Genomic DNA, 16,388 nt, shown 5'->3' with positions numbered 1-16,388 from the left:
TCCGATGGGTCAGGATCCGGCCGTACAGGTGTCGGGTCTGAGGGTGAAGTCGGTGTTCGCCGTCTTCCCCGCCCTGAGCTTCACCTGCTTGGTCTGGGGTGCCCAGCCATCCCTGGCCACGATCACCTCGACCGGGCTGGCGGTACTCGGGCCCCAGATCTCGTACTTGCCATCGGTGTCGGCCTTCAGGGTGTACGTCCACCCTTGCCGGCCGTTGACCTGGACGGTGGCGCCGCGCAGAGCGGTGGCGCCGGTGCCCTGGCAGTCGACCCCGGTGACGGTCCCGGACAGCTTGCCCCAGGAGTGGGGCGGCGTCACGGTCATCTTCGCGTCGATCGGCGCGACGGGGTACGGCGTGTTGGATTTGATGCCCAACTGGGCGGTGTAGGTGCCGGGTTGTTCCACCTCCGCGGCAGTGGTCGCGTCCAGTTTCACCGACACGGTGACGCTCTGACCCGGGGCAAGCGTCGCGGTGGTCGGCGTCGCGGACAGCCACGGCACGTCGGTGACCGTGGCGCACTGGTCGAAGCCGGGCAGGATCTCCGACTCCGGTGTCGGGGTGAAGCCGCCGGTGGATCCGCCGATCTTCACGAATCCACAGGCCGCCCCGGACCGGTAGCGGGCGTAGTTTGCGTTGGGCAGCGCCGTCCAGGAGTTGGCCGCCGGGTCGTACGCCCAGCCCTGGTTGGTCACTATCGCGCTGTTGTTGATGACTCCGGTGGAGAGCAGCAACAGCCCGTTGGCGGTGTCCGCGCCCGCGCCCCAGAGGTCGACCGGCATGTCGGCCAGCTGGGTCCACGCATTGGCGCCGGGGTTGTACGCGTAGGTGCTCTTCAGCGTCGTCGCCCCGCTGCCGCCGGCGCAGTACACCGTGTCGTTGATCGCGCCGCAACCCTGCCAGGCCACCGCCACCGGGTACCGCGCGACATTGGCGAACGTGTCGGCGGCCGGGTCGTAGCTGACCACGATGTCGGACTTGGTGCAGGGACCGTCCGTGCAGCCGCCGATCAGGTAGACCTTCCCGCCGACCACGGCCACACCGGCCGCGGCGCGCGGCGCGGGGTTGACCGACGCCTTGGTCTGCCAGGCGTTGGTGCCGGGGTCGTAGACGTAGACTTTGGCCGAGGTGGCGCCGGTCGGGCCCCAGCCGCCGAAGACGTACAGCTTCCCGTCGACGAAGGTCGCCGCCGGCTTCTCCAGGGCCACGGGCAGATCGGCGATCCTCGCCCAGGTGGCCGTCGCCGGGTCGTACACGTAGCTGTTGGCGAGGTTGGCGCCGCCGGAGGCACCGCCCACCGAGTAGATCTTGCCGTCGAACGCCGCCGCCGCGTTGTCCATCACCGGCACCGGATAGTTGGGCGTGTTGACCCACGGCGGAGCGTACGGTGACGGCTCGAACGGGACGCCGGGCTTGCCGTCACCTCGCCAGCCGACCGAGACGCCACTGCCCTTGACCATGTTGAGCTGCAGCGGGGCCCCGCGCGGGCCGAGCATGTCGAACGAGCCGCGCCGCTCGCTCAGCTCCACCGTGGCCGGTGCGCCGCCGGTGTTGCGTATCGTCGTCTTGACCGTCTTGGTCGCTCCCATCGTCTGCGTGGCGGTCACCGATGGCTCGCTGACGGTCAGCCGGCCGGCCTTGAGGGTGAAGTCCGCCCGGGTCACCCCATCGGCCGCCACGTTCACCGCGGAAGTGACCGGTGTGTAGCTCCCGCTCGATCCGGTGAACTGGTGGCTCCCGGTCACCGAGGAGTACATCCAGTAGAAGCCGTCGCCCAGGCCGTCGTCGTCGGGCGTCGGCGCCGTGGTGGCCTTCTCGGTCGGCTTGTCGAGGCTGGTCACGGTCGCGCCGTCGAGGCCCTTGTCGGTGTTGCCGTCGATCACCCGGCCGACCACGAGGCCACCGGGGACCGGGTCGCAGGCCCGGTTGAGCACGGAGACGTTGTCCAGCTCCCACCACCACGCGTACGCGCCCTGGTAGTGGAACCGGACCCGTACGTCGGCCTTGCCGCCGGCAGTCGGGATCGGCACCTCCTCCAGCACCGGTCCGCGCCGGCTCGCGGTGGTCCAGTTCGACGCGGTGGTCCAGGTGGCGCCGCCGTCGGTGCTCACCTCGACCTTGGCGAACCCGTTGAGAGCCCGGTAGTCGCTGTTGAACCGCAGCGTGGGCGCGGGTACGCCGGTCAGGTCCAGGGACGGGGTGGTCAGGGTGGTGTCGATGGACGTGCCCGAGCCGGCCGCGTCACTGTCCGCGATGGCGTACTTGCCGGTGCCGCCCGTGAGGTTGCCCCGGTTCTTCGGATCCGTGAACGCCCAGCCGCCGTTCTGCGTGGCGTTCGCCACGCTCCAACCGTCCGGGACTGACTCGCTCTCGAACGCCTCCGTGATCACGGGAGAGCCGTACCCGAACCGGTATCCGGCGGCGGTGCAGCTGGTGTCCACCGGGACGGCGATCTCCTTGGCCTGGTCGCCGTCACCGACCACCAGCTGCTGGGTGACCTGCTGGTAGGCGGGGTACATCGCCTTGACCGTCAGGCCGTACTCGCCGCTCGGCAGATCGACGCTGTACGCCCCGGTCACGGGGTCGGTGAACACCGGACCGCCGGGGTTGCCCGCCACGTCGATCCGCGCGTAGAGAGGCCAGCCGTGTCCCGAGCCGTCCTTCACCACGCCGGAGACCCGGTGCTTGGGCACGGCGGCGAGCGTGAAGTCAGCGGTCACCGTGCCGCCGTCCGTCACGGTCACCTTCTGGCTCTTCGTCGCATAGCCGAAGGCGGAGACGGTCACGTCGTACTCGCCGACGGGCAGGCTCAGCTTGTAGGCGCCGTCCTCGCCGGTGGTGGTCCCGCTGTCGGCCACGCGTACCGAGGCGCCGGCGATCGGCTGGCCCTCCTGCGTGGTGACCTTGCCGGACACCTGGCCGCTCGGGCCGGCCACACAGTTCGGGAACTTCATCGCGCCGACCCGGGTGTGCCAGTCGGCCGAACTGGTCGCCACCGTGTACTCGGAGGTGAACCAGAACGTACAACCGTCGGTCGGGTCGACGGACATGGAGCTGTAGTCGCCCCAGCGGGCCGCCGTGTGGGTCTGCGCTCCCCCGCCTGCGATCAAGGTGCGCTCGCTCTGGCCGAGCGTGCCGAGCGGGTCACCGGCGAGCCGGCCGGCCACCTTGATGGAGGGGAACGACGTGGTTCCCGAGGTGGAGTAGCCGAACGCGATGTTGCCGGCGACGTCGATCGCGCCGCTGGCCATCCAGCGGTGCTCGGCGTCCGGCGCGTAGGTGCCCTGCTGGTGGATGGCCCAGTCGGACGAGCCGGTGCTGCGCAGCTCGTACCAGCGTACGGCGGCATGGTTGGTGCCGTCGGCGTCCACGGTGTGGTTGAGCGCGATCGAGGCGTGGTCGCCGAAGTTGCGGTACGCGGCCCGGTACATCAGCCGGTCGGCGATCGCGTCCAGCTTGGCCGTGGATCCCTGCTGCGGGACGCAGGCGCGAGCGTATTCGCACATGTTCGAGTCGAACGGCTCGGTCTCCATGAATCGGCTGGGCGCCAGGGCGTTGCCGAACGTGGAGTTGGCCGGGTTGCCCCAGTCCACCTTGAAGTCCCACATCAGCAGCCGGTCGGTGGGAGAGACGCCCCACGCGTCGTCGTCGAACATCACGAACGGGTTGGGCGCGCCGGCCGGTGGCGCCTGGCCCTCCACGTCGGACGGCAGCACGCCGCCGTAGTCCGGGCCCAGGTGGAAGTACACCATCCGGGCCGGTTCCCCGGCGAGCATCTTCTCCCGCTCGAACGCGACCGCGCCGACGCCGGCGAATGACGGGGAGAACTCGTTGGCCGTCATGTAGTAGGCGTCCGGCCAGATCCCGTACTTCGGGTAGTCGTTCATCCGGGTCTGGTGGTAGAGGAAGTCGTAGCGGTAGAACGCCCCGGTCGGGTCGGGGGTCTGCGAGATCGCCATGCACTGGTGGTAGCCGGCGGCTCCGCCGGGCACCGCGAACTGGGTGACCATCCAGCGGTCGGCGGCCTCATCGTAGAGCACCACCGGGTCACCGTCGTTGCTGGTCTCGCACGGCCCGCCGAAGCCGCTGAACAGTGCGTTGCCGGGCAGCGGGCCGAGCAGCAGTCCGCCGCTCTTGTTGTAGACCGCGTACGAGAGATTCACCATCTGCACGTAGTGGTTGGGACCCACGTCGCCGTTGGCGTCCGGCGGCAGTACGCCGTTGACGTTGCCGACGCCTTCGAAGTCGACGGTGAACTCGGGGACCTGGGTGGCGGTCAGTTCCTTCTGCACCACATCGCTGCCGGATTTGGCCGACTCCTTCGCCACCTCGCGAGGCAGCGACCGCATCGGCTGCGCCTCCTCGACCTTGGCCTTCATGGCACGGTTGCGGTTGGCGGGAAGATCTCGTAATTTTCCGGAAACATCGTGCTTGACGGCTTCACGTACTTCTGGTTTGGGAGCGGCCGCTGTGGCGGCCGTCTGCCCAGCCGGTTGCGCGGCGGCGGGCAGGCCGCTCACGAGCGTGAGCAGGGTGGCCACCGCGGCCACCACCGCTCCCGCCCGTGCTAAGCCGGGGCGCTTCTTACTCAAGAGGGTTGACCTCCTCTGGCGGCCGATGAGGGTGTCGGCCACGAAGTGCTGAACGGGACGCTTTCTCTGCGGCGGGGTTACCTCCCGCCACAAGTCCGTGACGTACGGGCCGCGGGATTGTCGCAGCCCGCGCTCATCGTCAAACGTGGAGGCGCGCTCCTCAAGATCAGAGAAGGGGCAGTAGTGGGGCAGAATCGCCGGAAAACGACCAAATGTTGTCCTGGCGGCAACGTGGATAGGATGAAAGTTACATATTGACTAATATCGGTCGACGTTGCTTTCCTTAGTGTGTGAGCGTTAACCATGTGGATGACCTGGAACAGCCGGTCATCTTGTGCGTGACACCCAGTCGCGCCAAGCGAGCACAAGTGGCTCGGTTGATGAGCGGTTCCGGCACCGTATTGATGTTTCCCGACCTGAAGTCGATCCGTAGCGTGTTGTTCGGTGAGCAGGACGTGTCCGCCCCGGCGCCCGGCGCGGAGGTGCTGGCGCTGGGCCGCCTGGTCATCGATCGCGACCGGCAGCAGGTGCGCTGGGCCGGCACCACGCTTCCCCTGACCAGAACCGAACGTGCCGTGCTCGCGGTGCTGGCCGCCCCGCCGCTGCGCGTGTGGACCTACCAGCAGTTGTACGAAAGCGCGTGGGGCGCCGACTATCTGGACGACGTGTCCGCGGTGCGATCGGCCGTCAAGCGGCTGCGTGCCAAACTCCGTAAGGCCGGCGCGACCGTCGCACTGAAATCAACTCGGGGGGTCGGATTCTCCCTGGCCGACACCGGTCCGGAGCGGTGAGCGATACCCGATTTCCGACGCCGGAAACCACACACGGGCGACCGGCTCCGGGTGATCCGCACGAAACCTAAATTTCACCGCCAACGCCTAGCGTTTACTGCTTATCGCATTTTCCGGGCTTCATTATCAGCCGGTTAAGTCCAACAGCCGCCGAATTCCCGAGGTGAGTCAGCCGAGCCCGACCGCGGACGCCTCCTGCGGGGACGCTCGGCGCTCTCGTCCGGGATGGAGGCCCCGGTGCGCCTCCTGACGAGCCGGGCGATCATGCCGTCCGGCATGAACAGCACGACCAGCACCCCCGTGGCGGTCAGGTGGATCTGCGTCTCGCCCAGCGCGATCAGGAAGTATTCTCCCGCCGGGGCCACGATGAGCGCGCCGAGCAGCGGGCCGAACAGGTGCCGGACACCGCCGAGCAGGCTCCTCAGCACCATGTACGAGCTGGTCAGGATGGAGAAGACGAAGATCGGGTCGAGGCTGCCGAACCACAGCGCGTAGAGGCCGCCCGCCAGCGCCACGAACAGGGCGGACAGGGCGAACGCCGCCACCTTGTACGCCCCGGTGGCACGCCCAGCGACTCGGCCTTGTCCTCGTCCTCCCTGATGGCCCGCAGGCCGGCGCCGAAGCGGGAGCGGGACCGAGGAACGGGTCCACGCCGAGCGTCGTGTGCGCGGTGTAGGTCAGGTACGCGGCCAGGAACAGGAACGCCGGATGCGCCACCATGACCACCCGCATCACCCCGAAGTACAACGACAGCCCCGAGGCCAGCAGCGCGTAGAGCCCGCCGGTCAGCACGCCCAGGGCCAGCCCCTGCAGGACCAGGCTCACCATGCGCGCTTCGGGTAGACGAGCCCGGCCGTCCTGGCCTGCTCGGGCAGCACGATCTCGATCTTGCCGTCGACGTACTGCTGGATCATGTGCGCCTGCTCCGGCCTGCCCTGGTCGTCGAAGGACAGCGGCCCCACGACCGTCTGGAACGTCCCCTGTCTGATGTGCTCGGTCAGCTTGTCCTGGCACGCCTTGGACGGGTCCGCGCATTTGACCGCGTTCACGGCCGCCTCGATGACCTGGCCGACGGTGTAGCCGTTGGCCGCGTCCTCGTTGGGGTCGCCGGAGAACATCTCCTTGTACCGCTTGACCAGGTCCTCGTTGCCGGTGAACGTCGAGGTGGCCGACCAGCCGACGGGCGAGAGGACGTGCTGGTGGACGCGGGCGGCCGCCCGGTCACCATGCGGGACCTGGCCGGCGACGCCCGGGTGGACCTGCGCTTCGGCCGTGACGGCGCGGGCGAGCTCTACCTGCTGTCCAAGGCCAACGGGAAGATCTGGAAGGTCACCGGAGCCGCCTGGACGCCGCCCGGTGTGCTGCCCGGACTGCGCGGCGACCTGGTGGCGGCCTACGACTTCGAGCACCCGGTGCCCGGCGACCCGGCCCGGGAGCGGGACCGGGGCCTGTCGGGCACCGACATCACGCTGGTCGACGGCGGGGCCGCGATGCGGGTGGCCGACCGCGCGTACCGGGGCAGCACGTACGCGCTGGAGACCCGCCAGGTCGATCCCGCCACGGCGGGCAACGACGACTGGAAGGCCGGGACGTACGGCGCGGACGGCGTGCCGTCCCTGCGCGCGCTCAACGGCGTGCGGGGCGTGACCATCATGGGCTGGTTCAAGATGCTCGGCCGGGGCCCCGCGCCCAACTCGGGCACCGCCGACCCGGCCGACCACTACAACGCGATCGGCCTGGCCGGGGTGCTCAGCGGCGAACGGCCTGATGATCCTGAAGAGGGTGGCGACCCCCGGGGAGGTCAGGGCCCAGTACGCGCTGGCGCGCTGACCGCCGCCCCCGGCGTCAGCCGACGGTCCGCATCTGCCTGGTCCGGTGGTCCGTCAGGTGCAGGTCGCCGCCGAGCCGCTCCTTCAGCAGGTCCAGCACCTGCCTGCTGGACAGGACGGTCCAGAGCCTGCCGACCAGGTGCGGGTTGTACTCGGGGGCGGCGTCCATCCAGGCGTCCTTGCCGGCCTGGGTCGCGAACGTGCTGACGAAGAACTCGCCGTCCGGGGTCTTGCAGTATCCGGTGCGGATGTCCGCGGCGTCCACCTGCAGGCGCGGCTCGCAGCCGACCTTGGCGGAGAGCTGCTCGACGGTGAGGGGGGCGGCGTTCTGCTGGTTCTTGCCTGCCGCGACGTAGCCGCCCCCGCTCCCTGAGGAGCAGGCGGCGACCAGTCCGGCCAGCAGCGCGAAAGCGGCCAGACGTGGAAATGTCGTCATGTGTGGAGGTACGCAGGCCCGCCCGCCCCGGTTCACCCCTGCGGCTTCGGCGTCCCCGAGACCCGGTGGTCGGTGAGGTGCAGGTCGCCGTTGAGCGGCTCCCGCAGCGCCTCCAGCACCTTGAGCGGCCCCAGCACCGTCCAGCGGAACCCGACCAGATGCGGGTTGTACTCGGGCGCCTGGTCCATCCACTGGTCCTTGAGCGCCTCGCTGGCGAAGGTGTTGACGAAGAACTCGCCGTCGGAGGTCTTGCAGTACCCCGTGCGGAGGTCGCTGCCCTCGACCTGCATCTTCGGCTTGCACCTGACCTTGGCCGAGAGCTGCTCGACGGTCAGCGGCGTGGTGACTTCCTTGTCCTTGGCTCCTGCGGCGTAGTCGCTCCAGCCCGTCGAGGACGAGCAGGCGGTGACCAGCCCGGCCAGCAGCGCGAAAGCGGCCAGACGTGGATAGGTCCTCATGTGCGAGGGTACGCACCCCGGGCCCTCCGGGTTCAGCGCAAGCCCCCTCCGGTTCAGCGCAGGATGACACATCCGCGTTCGCGCAGCCCTCGCAGCACCTCCGGCTCGCCGTCGAGCTTGTTCCACCGCAGGTCGAGCTTCTCCAGGGCGGGCAGCCGCGCGGGCAGCTCGCGGAGCCGGTTGTTGCGCAGGTCGAGGTGGGTGAGCCGGGGCGGCAGGTCCTCGGGCAGCTCCGTCAGCAGGTTGTCGCGCAGGTCGAGCACCCGCAGCTCGCCGAGCTCGGCGAGCGCCGCGGGCAGCCGGGTCAGCCGGTTGCCCCGCAGGTGCAGCTCCCGCAGCCGCCGCAACCCGCCCAGGGAGCCGGGCAGCTCGGCCAGCCGGTTGCCGTAGAGGCGCAGCTCCACCAGCGCGGCCATCTCGCCGAGGGCGTCGGGCAGGCGGGCGAGCCGGTTGTCCGTCAGGTTGAGGTAGGTGAGCCGGTCGAGCCGCCCGAGCGCCGCCGGCACCTCGGTGAGCAGGTTGTCGCTCAGGTAGAGGTAGTCGGTCAGGCCCAGGTCGCCGAGCTCGGCGGGCACGGTGGTGAGCCGGTTGTGCCCCAGGTCGAGCATCCGCAGCCGGGTGAGCCCGCCGATGGCCGCGGGGACCTCGGTGAGCGCGTTCTCGGCCAGGTTGAGCGATTCCAGGCCGGTCAGCGTCCACCACTGAGCGGGCACGTGGGTCAGCCCGTTCGCGCCGGCCGACAGGTGGCGCAGGCGCGGGAGCGGCCGGTCGGGCAGCGCGCCCACGCGGTTGCCGTACAGGGAGAGCGTCTCCAGCCCCGGCGGGCAGCGGGGGAAGACGGTCAGCTCGTTGCCGTCGAGGTGCAGCGCGCGCAGGGCGGCCAGCCCCGACAGGTCGGGCAGCGCGCGCAGGCGGTTGCCGTCGAGCCGGAGCTCCTCCAGCGACCCGAGCCCGGCCACCCGGTCCGGGACCTCGGCGATCTCGTTCCAGGCCAGGTCGACCAGCCGGACGTCGTCGGGGAGGGCGGGGAAGGAGGCCAGACCGGCAGCGGGAGCACGCACGGCGCCGATCATCTCATGTCGCGGGCGGCGCGCAGGTCGAAGAGCTCGGACGGGGAGATGGGCATGCGGTCGATCTCGATGCCCTCGGCGTCCTCGATCGCCGAGGCGATGACCGCGGAGACCGGGATCACGCCGGCCTCGCCCGCGCCCTTGACGCCGAGGGGGTTGAGCGGCGAGGGCGTCTCCAGGTGGCCGGTCTCGACGTGCGGGACCTCGGTGACGTACGGCATGAGGAAGTCCATGAAGGAGGCGTTGACGAGCTGGCCGTGCACGTCGTACGCCATGCGCTCGTACAGCGCCCCGCCGATGCCCTGCGCCACTCCCCCGTGGATCTGGCCCTCCACGATCATCGGGTTGATCAGCTTGCCGCAGTCGTGCACGACGACGTAGCGCACCACCTTGATCTCGGCGGTGTCCGGGTCGGTCTCGACGATCGCCGCGTGCATGCCCGCCGCGAACGTGGACCTGATCGGCGAGTAGTAGTCGCGCCCCTCCAGCCCCGGCTCCTCGCCCTCGGGCACGGGCGGCCGGTCGTAGTCGGCGACCCCGGCGAACGGGGTGGCCCGGCGCGTCTCCTCGTCGAAGGCGTAGCGCAGCGGGTTGGCCAGCACCGCCACCGAGGCCAGCGGGATGGCGGCGCCGGGGGCCCCGGCCACGTGCACGATCCCGTCGTCGATCTCCAGGTCGGCCGGGTCGGCCTCCAGCGCCTCGGCCGCGATGCGCAGCGCCTTCTCGCGTACTTTGCGGCAGGCCAGCGCGATCGCGCTGCCGCTCACGACGGCCGCCCTGGAGGCGAACGTGCCCACCGCGTACCCGAACCTGCGGGTGTCCCCCGTCACCACGCTCACGCGCTCGATGGGCACCCCCAGCTCGGTGGCGGCGATCTGGGCGAAGGCCGTCTCGTGCCCCTGCCCCTGCGAGGTGAGCCCGGTGGAGACGTGCACCCGCCCGTCGGAGGTGATCTGCACGTGCCCGCCCTCGTAGGGCCCGACCCCGGTCCCCTCGACGTAGCAGCCGATGCCGATGCCCGTGCCGGGCCGCCGCGCGTGCTCGTCCCAGCCGACCATCTCCTTGAGCACGCGGAGCATCTCGGGGTAGTCACCGCTGTCGTAGATCAGCGGCCGGCCGTCCTGGAAGATCAGCCGCTGGTCGTAGGGGAACTCCTCCGGCCGGATGAAGTTGACCTCGCGCACCTCGGTCCGGTCCTTGCCCAGGTAGCGGGCGATCTTGTCCATGGTGCGCTCCATGCAGAACGCCCCCTGCGGCCTGCCGGCCCCCCGGTAGGGCGTGACCTGCACGGTGTTGGTGTACACGGCGCTGAACTCGACCCGGTAGGCCCCGATCTTGTACGGCCCGAGCAACTGCGTGGAGGTGACGATCGGGACGATGATGCCGTAGGGCGTGTAGGCCCCGTGGTCGTGCAGGAAGGTCACGTCCAGCCCCAGGACACGCCCGTCGTCGTCGAACCCGACGCGTACGTACTGCACCTGACCCCGCTCGTGCGCCGAGGAGATGAAGTGCTCCCTGCGGTCCTCCGTCCACTTGACCTCGCGGCCGAGCGTCATCGCCGCCCACGGCACCAGCACCTCCTCGGCCCACGGGTGCACGATCTTCACCCCGAACCCGCCGCCCACGTCCGGCGCGATCACCTCGACCTGGGTCAGCGGCAGTTCGAGGGCGGCGGCCACGGCCATGCGCACGCTGGTGGAGGTCTGGGTGCTGGAGTAGACGCGCAGGTCCCGGCCGTCCCAGCGGGCGTACACGCCGCGTCCCTCCAGCGGGGTGCTGGCGCTGCGCTCGATGTCGAGCCGGAAGGCGAGGGTGTGCGGCGCGGTCTCGATCGCCTCCCTGGCACTCCGCCCGTCGGCGCCCGCCACCTCCTGGACGAAGTGCGCGCCGACGTTGCCCGGCACGTCCTCGTGCACGAGCTGGGCCCCCAGGACCGCCTCCTCCAGGCCGACGACCGGCTTGAGCGGCTCGTAGTCCACGTCGATGAGCGCGCAGGCGTCCTCGGCCGCGTACCGGTCGGCGGCCACGACCATCACCACCGGCTCGCCCACGTGCCTGACCATCTCCCGGGCCAGCGGGTGGGCCGTCCGCCCGTGGGTGAGCGCGGGATGCGGGATCAGCAGCGGCAGCGGCCGGCCCACCCGCTCGGGCAGGTCCTCCCAGGTGTAGATCGCGACGAGTCCCGGCACGTCGAGCGCTTGCGTCACGTCGATGTCCCGGATCCGGGCGTGCGCGTGCGGCGAGCGTACGAACGCGGCGGCCAGCGCGTCCCGCCCCAGGTCATCGACGTAGCGTCCCTGCCCGGTGAGCAGCCGGGGATCCTCCCGCCGCCGGACCGGCTCCCCGAACAGCCTGGTCGTCATGATTCCTCCGCCAGCAGCTCGGCGGCCCGATGGACGGCCTTGACGATGTTCTGGTAGCCGGTGCACCGGCACAGGTTGCCCGAGAGGCCCTCGATCACCTCGTCGTCCGCCGGAGCCGGGTTCTCCCGCAGCATCGCGGTGACCGTGCACAGGAACCCCGGCGTGCAGAACCCGCACTGCAACCCGTGGCACTCGGCGAACGCCCGCTGCACGGCCGACATCCCCTCCGCCGTGGCCAGCCCCTCCACGGTGGTGATCTCGCGCCCGTCCACGGTGACCGCGAACGTCAGGCAGGAGCGCACCGGCTCCCCGTCCAGCAGCACCGTGCAGCACCCGCACACCCCGTGCTCACAGCCCACGTGGGTGCCGGTCAGCCCCAGGTCGTGGCGGAGGCAGTCGGACAGCAGCCGCCGCGCGGGCACGGACACCCGCCTGGCGGCGCCGTTCACGACGAGCGTGATCTCATGATCCACGGGCCGCCTCCCTCGCCGCGCCGTCCAGCGCCCGCCCGGCCAGCACCCCCACCAGGTGCCGCCGGTAGGCGGCCGAGGCGTGGATGTCGTCCTCGGGCTCGATCTCCTCCCGCACCCGCCGCGCCGCCGCCTCCCAGCCTTCCCGCCCCGCCTCGGTCACGTCGGCGACGACCGGCACCGGGCCGACCCCGGCGCACGCGACCCTGGCGGCCGCCACGCGACCGTCCTCGTCGAGGGTGACCACGGCGCAGACCCCGGCCAGCGCGTAGTCGCCGTGCCGCCGGGCCAGCTCCTCGAACGCGGCCCCCGTCCGCGCCCCCAGGGCCGGGAAGAACGCCGACACGGCCAGCTCCCCCGGCCGGACCGCGGACTCCATGGGCCCGACGAAGAACTCGCGCGCGCCCACCTCCCGCGTCACGGCCGCGGCGGACTCCCAGCGGGCCAACCGTACGGAACCGTCCAGGACGGCCAGCACGGCGGGCAGCTCGGCCGCCGGGTCGGCGTGCGCCAGACTGCCCACGACCGTGCCCCGGTTGCGGATCACCGGATGGGCGACCAGCCGCAGCGCCCGGGTGAGCAGCGGGTGGGTCCCGCCCCGCTCCACCCGCGAGTGCCTGGCCAGCGCGCCCACCCGCACGCCCGCCTCGCCCACCTCGACCTCGTCCAGGGAGGCGACCCGGTTGATGTCGACGAGGTGCGCGGGCTCCATCAGCCGCATGTTCAGCATCGGGATCAGGCTCTGCCCGCCCGCCAGCACCTTCCCGTCCGCACCCACCTCCGCGAGGGTGCGCAGCGCCTCATCCAGGTCGCGGGGGGCGTGGTATTCGAATGGCGGCGGCTTCACCCGTTGTCGCTCCTGACCGGTACGTCGCTCCTGACCGGCTCGTCACTCCGCCTGGCGATGGCCCGCAGAAGGTGGTAGCCGCCCAGCACCACGATGGTGCCGAGCGCGATGCCCTCCAGCGTGAACTCACCGCCGATGTGGTGCCGCACGGGTCCGATGGCCAGAATGATGCCCGCCCCGATCGGGACCATGTTCACCGGATCGGCGAAGTTCACCCTGTTCTCGATCCAGATCTTGGCGCCCAGCAACCCGATCATGCCGTACAGGATGACGGTGACGCCGCCCAGCACCCCGCCCGGCGTGGCCGCGACCAGCGCCCCGAACTTCGGGATCAGCCCGAACAGGATGGCGATGACCCCGGCGATGTAGTAGGCGGCCGTGGAGTAGACCTTGGTGGCGGCCATGACCCCGATGTTCTCGGCGTAGGTCGTGGTGGGCGAGCCGCCCACGGCGCTGGTGACCATGGTGCCCACGCCGTCGGCCAGCACCGCCCGTCCCACGTACGGGTCCACGTCGGTTCCCGTCATCTCCCCCACGGCCTTGACGTGCCCGATGTTCTCCGCGATGAGCGCGATGACGGCGGGCAGCACCAGCAGCACGGCGGACATCCGGAAGTCCGGGGCGTGGAGGTTCGGCAGCCCGAACCAGTCGGCCTTGGCCACGGAGTCGAAGTTCACCCGGTCGTGCGGGAACGCGGTGGCCACGCAGTAGGTCCCCTCGGCCGGGCAGGCGGCCCCCGCCGTGTCCCGCAGGTTGGTCCCGGGGAGCACGGAGGTGATCGGCCCCGCCATCCTGTCCAGCGCCCAGGACAGCACGAACCCGGCGACCAGCCCGACCAGCACGCCGACCCGCCCGACGAACCCCTTGAACAGCACGATCACCAGGAACGTGACGATCATGGTGATCAGCGCGACCCAGTGGTCCTGCGACCAGTAGACGTCCGCCACCACGTACGCCAGCCCGAACCCGATCAGCATCACCACGGCCCCGGTGACCACGGGCGGGAAGATCCGGTGGATGATCTGCACCCCGAGGAAGTGGATGGCCAGCCCGGCGAGCGCGAGCACGAACCCGGCGACGAGGACGGCCCCGGTGACGACGGCGTCGGCGCCCGCCGTGTCACCCCCCATCACGGCCCTGATGGCCAGCACCCCGCCCACGAAGGACGCGCTGGTCCCCAGGTAGCTGGGCACCTTCCCCTTGACGATCAGCAGGAACAGGATGGTCGCGACGCCCGACATCATCACGGCGACGTTCGGATCCAGCCCCATGACCAGCGGGAAGACGAAGGTCGCGCCGAACATCGCGATCACGTGCTGCGCCCCGAACCCCACCATCCGGGGCCAGCTCAGCCGTTCGTCGGGCCTGACCACCTCGCCGGGAGCCAGGTGCTTTCCGTCACCGTGTCTGGTCCATCCCCAAGCCATGCGAGCCCCTCTTGTACTGGGCCATTGATCGGCCGGCGACACGTACCGTTGCGGGCACATTAGGCCCGCCGGCACGCACCCACACGGGCATGATCTGCCAAATCTGACCTCCTGACCAGTGCATGCCACACCCCCACGCCGCGTTACGGCCCCCGTCCGACGCCGACCGGGGCCGTTTCTTTACAGCAGAACGCCCGGCGCTCAGTTCCCGGGCTTTACGGCCCCCGGCAGGGGGCCGTAACTTCTTCGCCGGCGCGCCCGGTATGCGGTGGCTTCCGTGAAGGGCCTCGTCACTCCACCCGGATCGAGAAGCCGTCGCCGCTGACGACCTGCCCCGACCGGATCTTGGCTCGCTTGCGCAGCTCGACCTCGCCGTCCACCAGCACCATGCCCTCGGCGACGAGTTGCTTGGCCATCCCGCCCGTCTCCGTGATCCCGCAGTATTTCAGCAGGTCGCACAGCGGGATGTAATCGGAGCTCAGTTGGAATTCCACAGCCCCCCAGCCTAGATCCCCCGCATCCGCAACACGTGCAGGGCCAGGGTCAGGTTGAGCCGCAGGTGCGGGTCGTCGGTGAAGTTGCCCAGCAGGCGCTCCAGCTTCCCGATCCGGTAGCGCAGCGTGTTGTAGTGGAAGTGCAGCCGCCTGGCCGTCTCCGCCACGTTGAGGTTGGTCTCCAGCAGGGCCTGCAGCGTACGCCTGAGGTCGGCGTTCTCGGCGTCGTCGTCGGAGGCGAGCGGCCCGAGCGTCTCCCTGACGAACGCGTGCAGCTCCTCCGTGTCGTTCACCAGGGACAGCAGCCGGTAGACGCCGAGCTGGTCGAAGTGGGCCACCGCGCCGGGCCCGTGGAGCTGACGGCCCACCCGGGCCGCCTTCAGCGCCTGCGAGTAGGCCTCCGGCAGCGTCTCCGCCCCCGGGCTCGGGCGCGAGGTGCCGGTGGAGAAGGTGGCGGGCGGCACCTCGGCGAAGGCCGAGGCGGCGTCCTTGGCGACCCGGGTGGCGTCGAGCGCGGCGTCCACCACGGCCACCACCTCGTGCGAGAACCCGGCCACCGCCCCGCGCTGGTCGTGCCGCCGTACCGCCGCCGTCCAGCACGCCACCAGCCGGTCCTGGGCGCTGCGCTCGTCGCCCTCCGGATCCAGCTCGGCCACCAGCACCGTCACGGGCCGCGCCAGGTCCCACCCGAACGCCCTGGCCCGCGTCGTGACCCGCTCCGCCGCCCCGGCCCTGCCGGTGAGCACGTCGCGCAGGAAGTCGGCCCGGTATTTGCTCTCGACGGCGTTGACCGCCTCCTGCCGGGTGACGACGAGCGCGGCGACGGTGGCGGCCCGCTCGAGGATGCCGACGTCGCTGTCCCTGATCTCCCCGGACGGGCTGTGGGCGACGATCCGGCCGTGGTGGTGCCCGCCGGCCAGGACGGGCACCGAGGCGTAGGCCCGCGACCGCCCGGTGCCGGCCGGCGGCCCCTCGCCGGCGATCGACGTGCGCAGGGCGGCCAGGTGCTCGGCGGGCCCGGCCGAGGCGAGCACCCGGCCGGTGCCGTCCACGGCCGCCACGGACACGTCGAGCAGGTGCGCCACCTCGGCGGTGACCTCGCGGAGCCCGCCGCCCGCCAGCACCACCTGGACCAGCGCCCGGTGCGCCTCCTCGGCGCGGGCGAGCACGGCGGCCTGGCGGTTGAGGATGTCCGTCAGCACCTGGTTGAGGATGTCGTCGAAGCCGACGTCGTTCGGCAGCAGAATGAGCGGGAAGCCGAGCCGGTCGGCCTGCTCGGCCATCTCCCCGGGCAGCTCGTCCACGTAGCGCCCGAGTTTGATCGCCAGCGCCGCCAGCCCGCGCTCGTCCAGGTCGGCCACCAGCCGCCCGAGCGACTGCGGGGTGTTGCGCAGCGGGTAGCCGGTGGTGAGCAGCAGCTCGTGCGGCTTGACCCAGGCCAGGATGTCGGGCACTTCCATGACGTTGAGCCGCTGCACGATGCGGCCCAGGCCGCTCTCCCCCGCGATCAGCCTGGCTTCGGCGAGCGTCGAGACGCCGAGCACCTCTCCCACGGAGACACCGTGAATGATCGTTCCGGTGCTGGCGAGACGGACAGGGGGCTCCATGGAGGA

Annotated in this window: 13 protein-coding genes and 1 pseudogene; 1 reads left to right on the top strand and 13 read right to left on the bottom strand. The window is 70.8% G+C overall.

From position 1 onward, the window contains the following. Positions 1-9: 9 nt before the first annotated feature. Positions 10-4,590, bottom strand: a complete 4,581-nt coding sequence (locus ABGB18_RS10125; protein ID WP_347695143.1) for a carboxypeptidase regulatory-like domain-containing protein — start codon at positions 4,588-4,590, stop codon at positions 10-12. A gap of 380 nt (positions 4,591-4,970) precedes the next feature. On the opposite strand from ABGB18_RS10125, the gene ABGB18_RS10120 reads away from it, so the two are divergent. After that, positions 4,971-5,381 (top strand): winged helix-turn-helix domain-containing protein, encoded by a 411-nt coding sequence (locus tag ABGB18_RS10120; protein ID WP_347695142.1) that lies wholly within the window; start codon positions 4,971-4,973, stop codon positions 5,379-5,381. A gap of 134 nt (positions 5,382-5,515) precedes the next feature. Here ABGB18_RS10120 and ABGB18_RS10115 read toward each other — a convergent pair. The 12 genes and pseudogenes from ABGB18_RS10115 to ABGB18_RS10060 form a co-directional block, all read right to left on the bottom strand. Beyond that, a pseudogene (locus ABGB18_RS10115) lies at positions 5,516-5,947 on the bottom strand (hypothetical protein); the annotation flags it as partial. A gap of 255 nt (positions 5,948-6,202) precedes the next feature. Then, positions 6,203-6,790: an ABC transporter substrate-binding protein gene (locus tag ABGB18_RS10110; RefSeq protein ID WP_347695141.1), complete on the bottom strand. Its 588-nt coding sequence runs from the start codon at positions 6,788-6,790 to the stop codon at positions 6,203-6,205. Continuing rightward, complete coding sequence (locus ABGB18_RS10105; RefSeq protein WP_347695140.1) at positions 6,775-7,035, bottom strand: hypothetical protein; 261 nt, start codon at positions 7,033-7,035, stop codon at positions 6,775-6,777. The genes ABGB18_RS10110 and ABGB18_RS10105 overlap by 16 nt, the downstream gene beginning before the upstream one ends. A 191-nt stretch (positions 7,036-7,226) precedes the next feature. Beyond that, on the bottom strand, positions 7,227-7,646 hold the full coding sequence (locus ABGB18_RS10100; protein ID WP_347695139.1) for a hypothetical protein: 420 nt from the start codon (positions 7,644-7,646) through the stop codon (positions 7,227-7,229). Between the two features lie 32 nt (positions 7,647-7,678). Beyond that, positions 7,679-8,104, bottom strand: coding sequence for a hypothetical protein (locus ABGB18_RS10095; RefSeq protein WP_347695138.1), 426 nt, complete (start codon positions 8,102-8,104; stop codon positions 7,679-7,681). A gap of 53 nt (positions 8,105-8,157) precedes the next feature. Then, positions 8,158-9,165: a leucine-rich repeat domain-containing protein gene (locus ABGB18_RS10090; RefSeq protein ID WP_347695137.1), complete on the bottom strand. Its 1,008-nt coding sequence runs from the start codon at positions 9,163-9,165 to the stop codon at positions 8,158-8,160. Positions 9,166-9,173: 8 nt separating this feature from the next. Beyond that, the gene (gene cutA / locus ABGB18_RS10085) at positions 9,174-11,537 is read right to left on the bottom strand and encodes an aerobic carbon-monoxide dehydrogenase large subunit (protein ID WP_347695136.1); all 2,364 of its coding nucleotides are present in this window, start codon (positions 11,535-11,537) and stop codon (positions 9,174-9,176) included. Next, the gene (locus tag ABGB18_RS10080) at positions 11,534-12,010 is read right to left on the bottom strand and encodes a (2Fe-2S)-binding protein (RefSeq protein ID WP_347695135.1); all 477 of its coding nucleotides are present in this window, start codon (positions 12,008-12,010) and stop codon (positions 11,534-11,536) included. Before ABGB18_RS10080 ends, cutA begins: the two co-directional genes overlap by 4 nt. Continuing rightward, positions 12,000-12,854, bottom strand: coding sequence for an FAD binding domain-containing protein (locus ABGB18_RS10075; RefSeq protein ID WP_347695134.1), 855 nt, complete (start codon positions 12,852-12,854; stop codon positions 12,000-12,002). The genes ABGB18_RS10080 and ABGB18_RS10075 overlap by 11 nt, the downstream gene beginning before the upstream one ends. Continuing rightward, entirely contained in the window at positions 12,851-14,281 is a 1,431-nt protein-coding gene (locus tag ABGB18_RS10070) for a solute carrier family 23 protein (RefSeq protein ID WP_347695133.1), read from the bottom strand. The genes ABGB18_RS10075 and ABGB18_RS10070 overlap by 4 nt, the downstream gene beginning before the upstream one ends. Positions 14,282-14,571: 290 nt before the next feature. Next, complete coding sequence (locus ABGB18_RS10065) at positions 14,572-14,775, bottom strand: RNA-binding S4 domain-containing protein (protein WP_347695132.1); 204 nt, start codon at positions 14,773-14,775, stop codon at positions 14,572-14,574. 11 nt (positions 14,776-14,786) lie between these two features. Then, entirely contained in the window at positions 14,787-16,382 is a 1,596-nt protein-coding gene (locus ABGB18_RS10060) for a PucR family transcriptional regulator ligand-binding domain-containing protein (RefSeq protein WP_347695131.1), read from the bottom strand. Positions 16,383-16,388 lie beyond the last annotated feature (6 nt).

The organism is Nonomuraea sp. B12E4, from assembly GCF_039871825.1.
Lineage (GTDB): Bacteria > Actinomycetota > Actinomycetes > Streptosporangiales > Streptosporangiaceae > Nonomuraea.
Note: the sequence above shows the minus strand (reverse complement) of the source record. Positions and strands in the feature narration are given on the sequence as shown.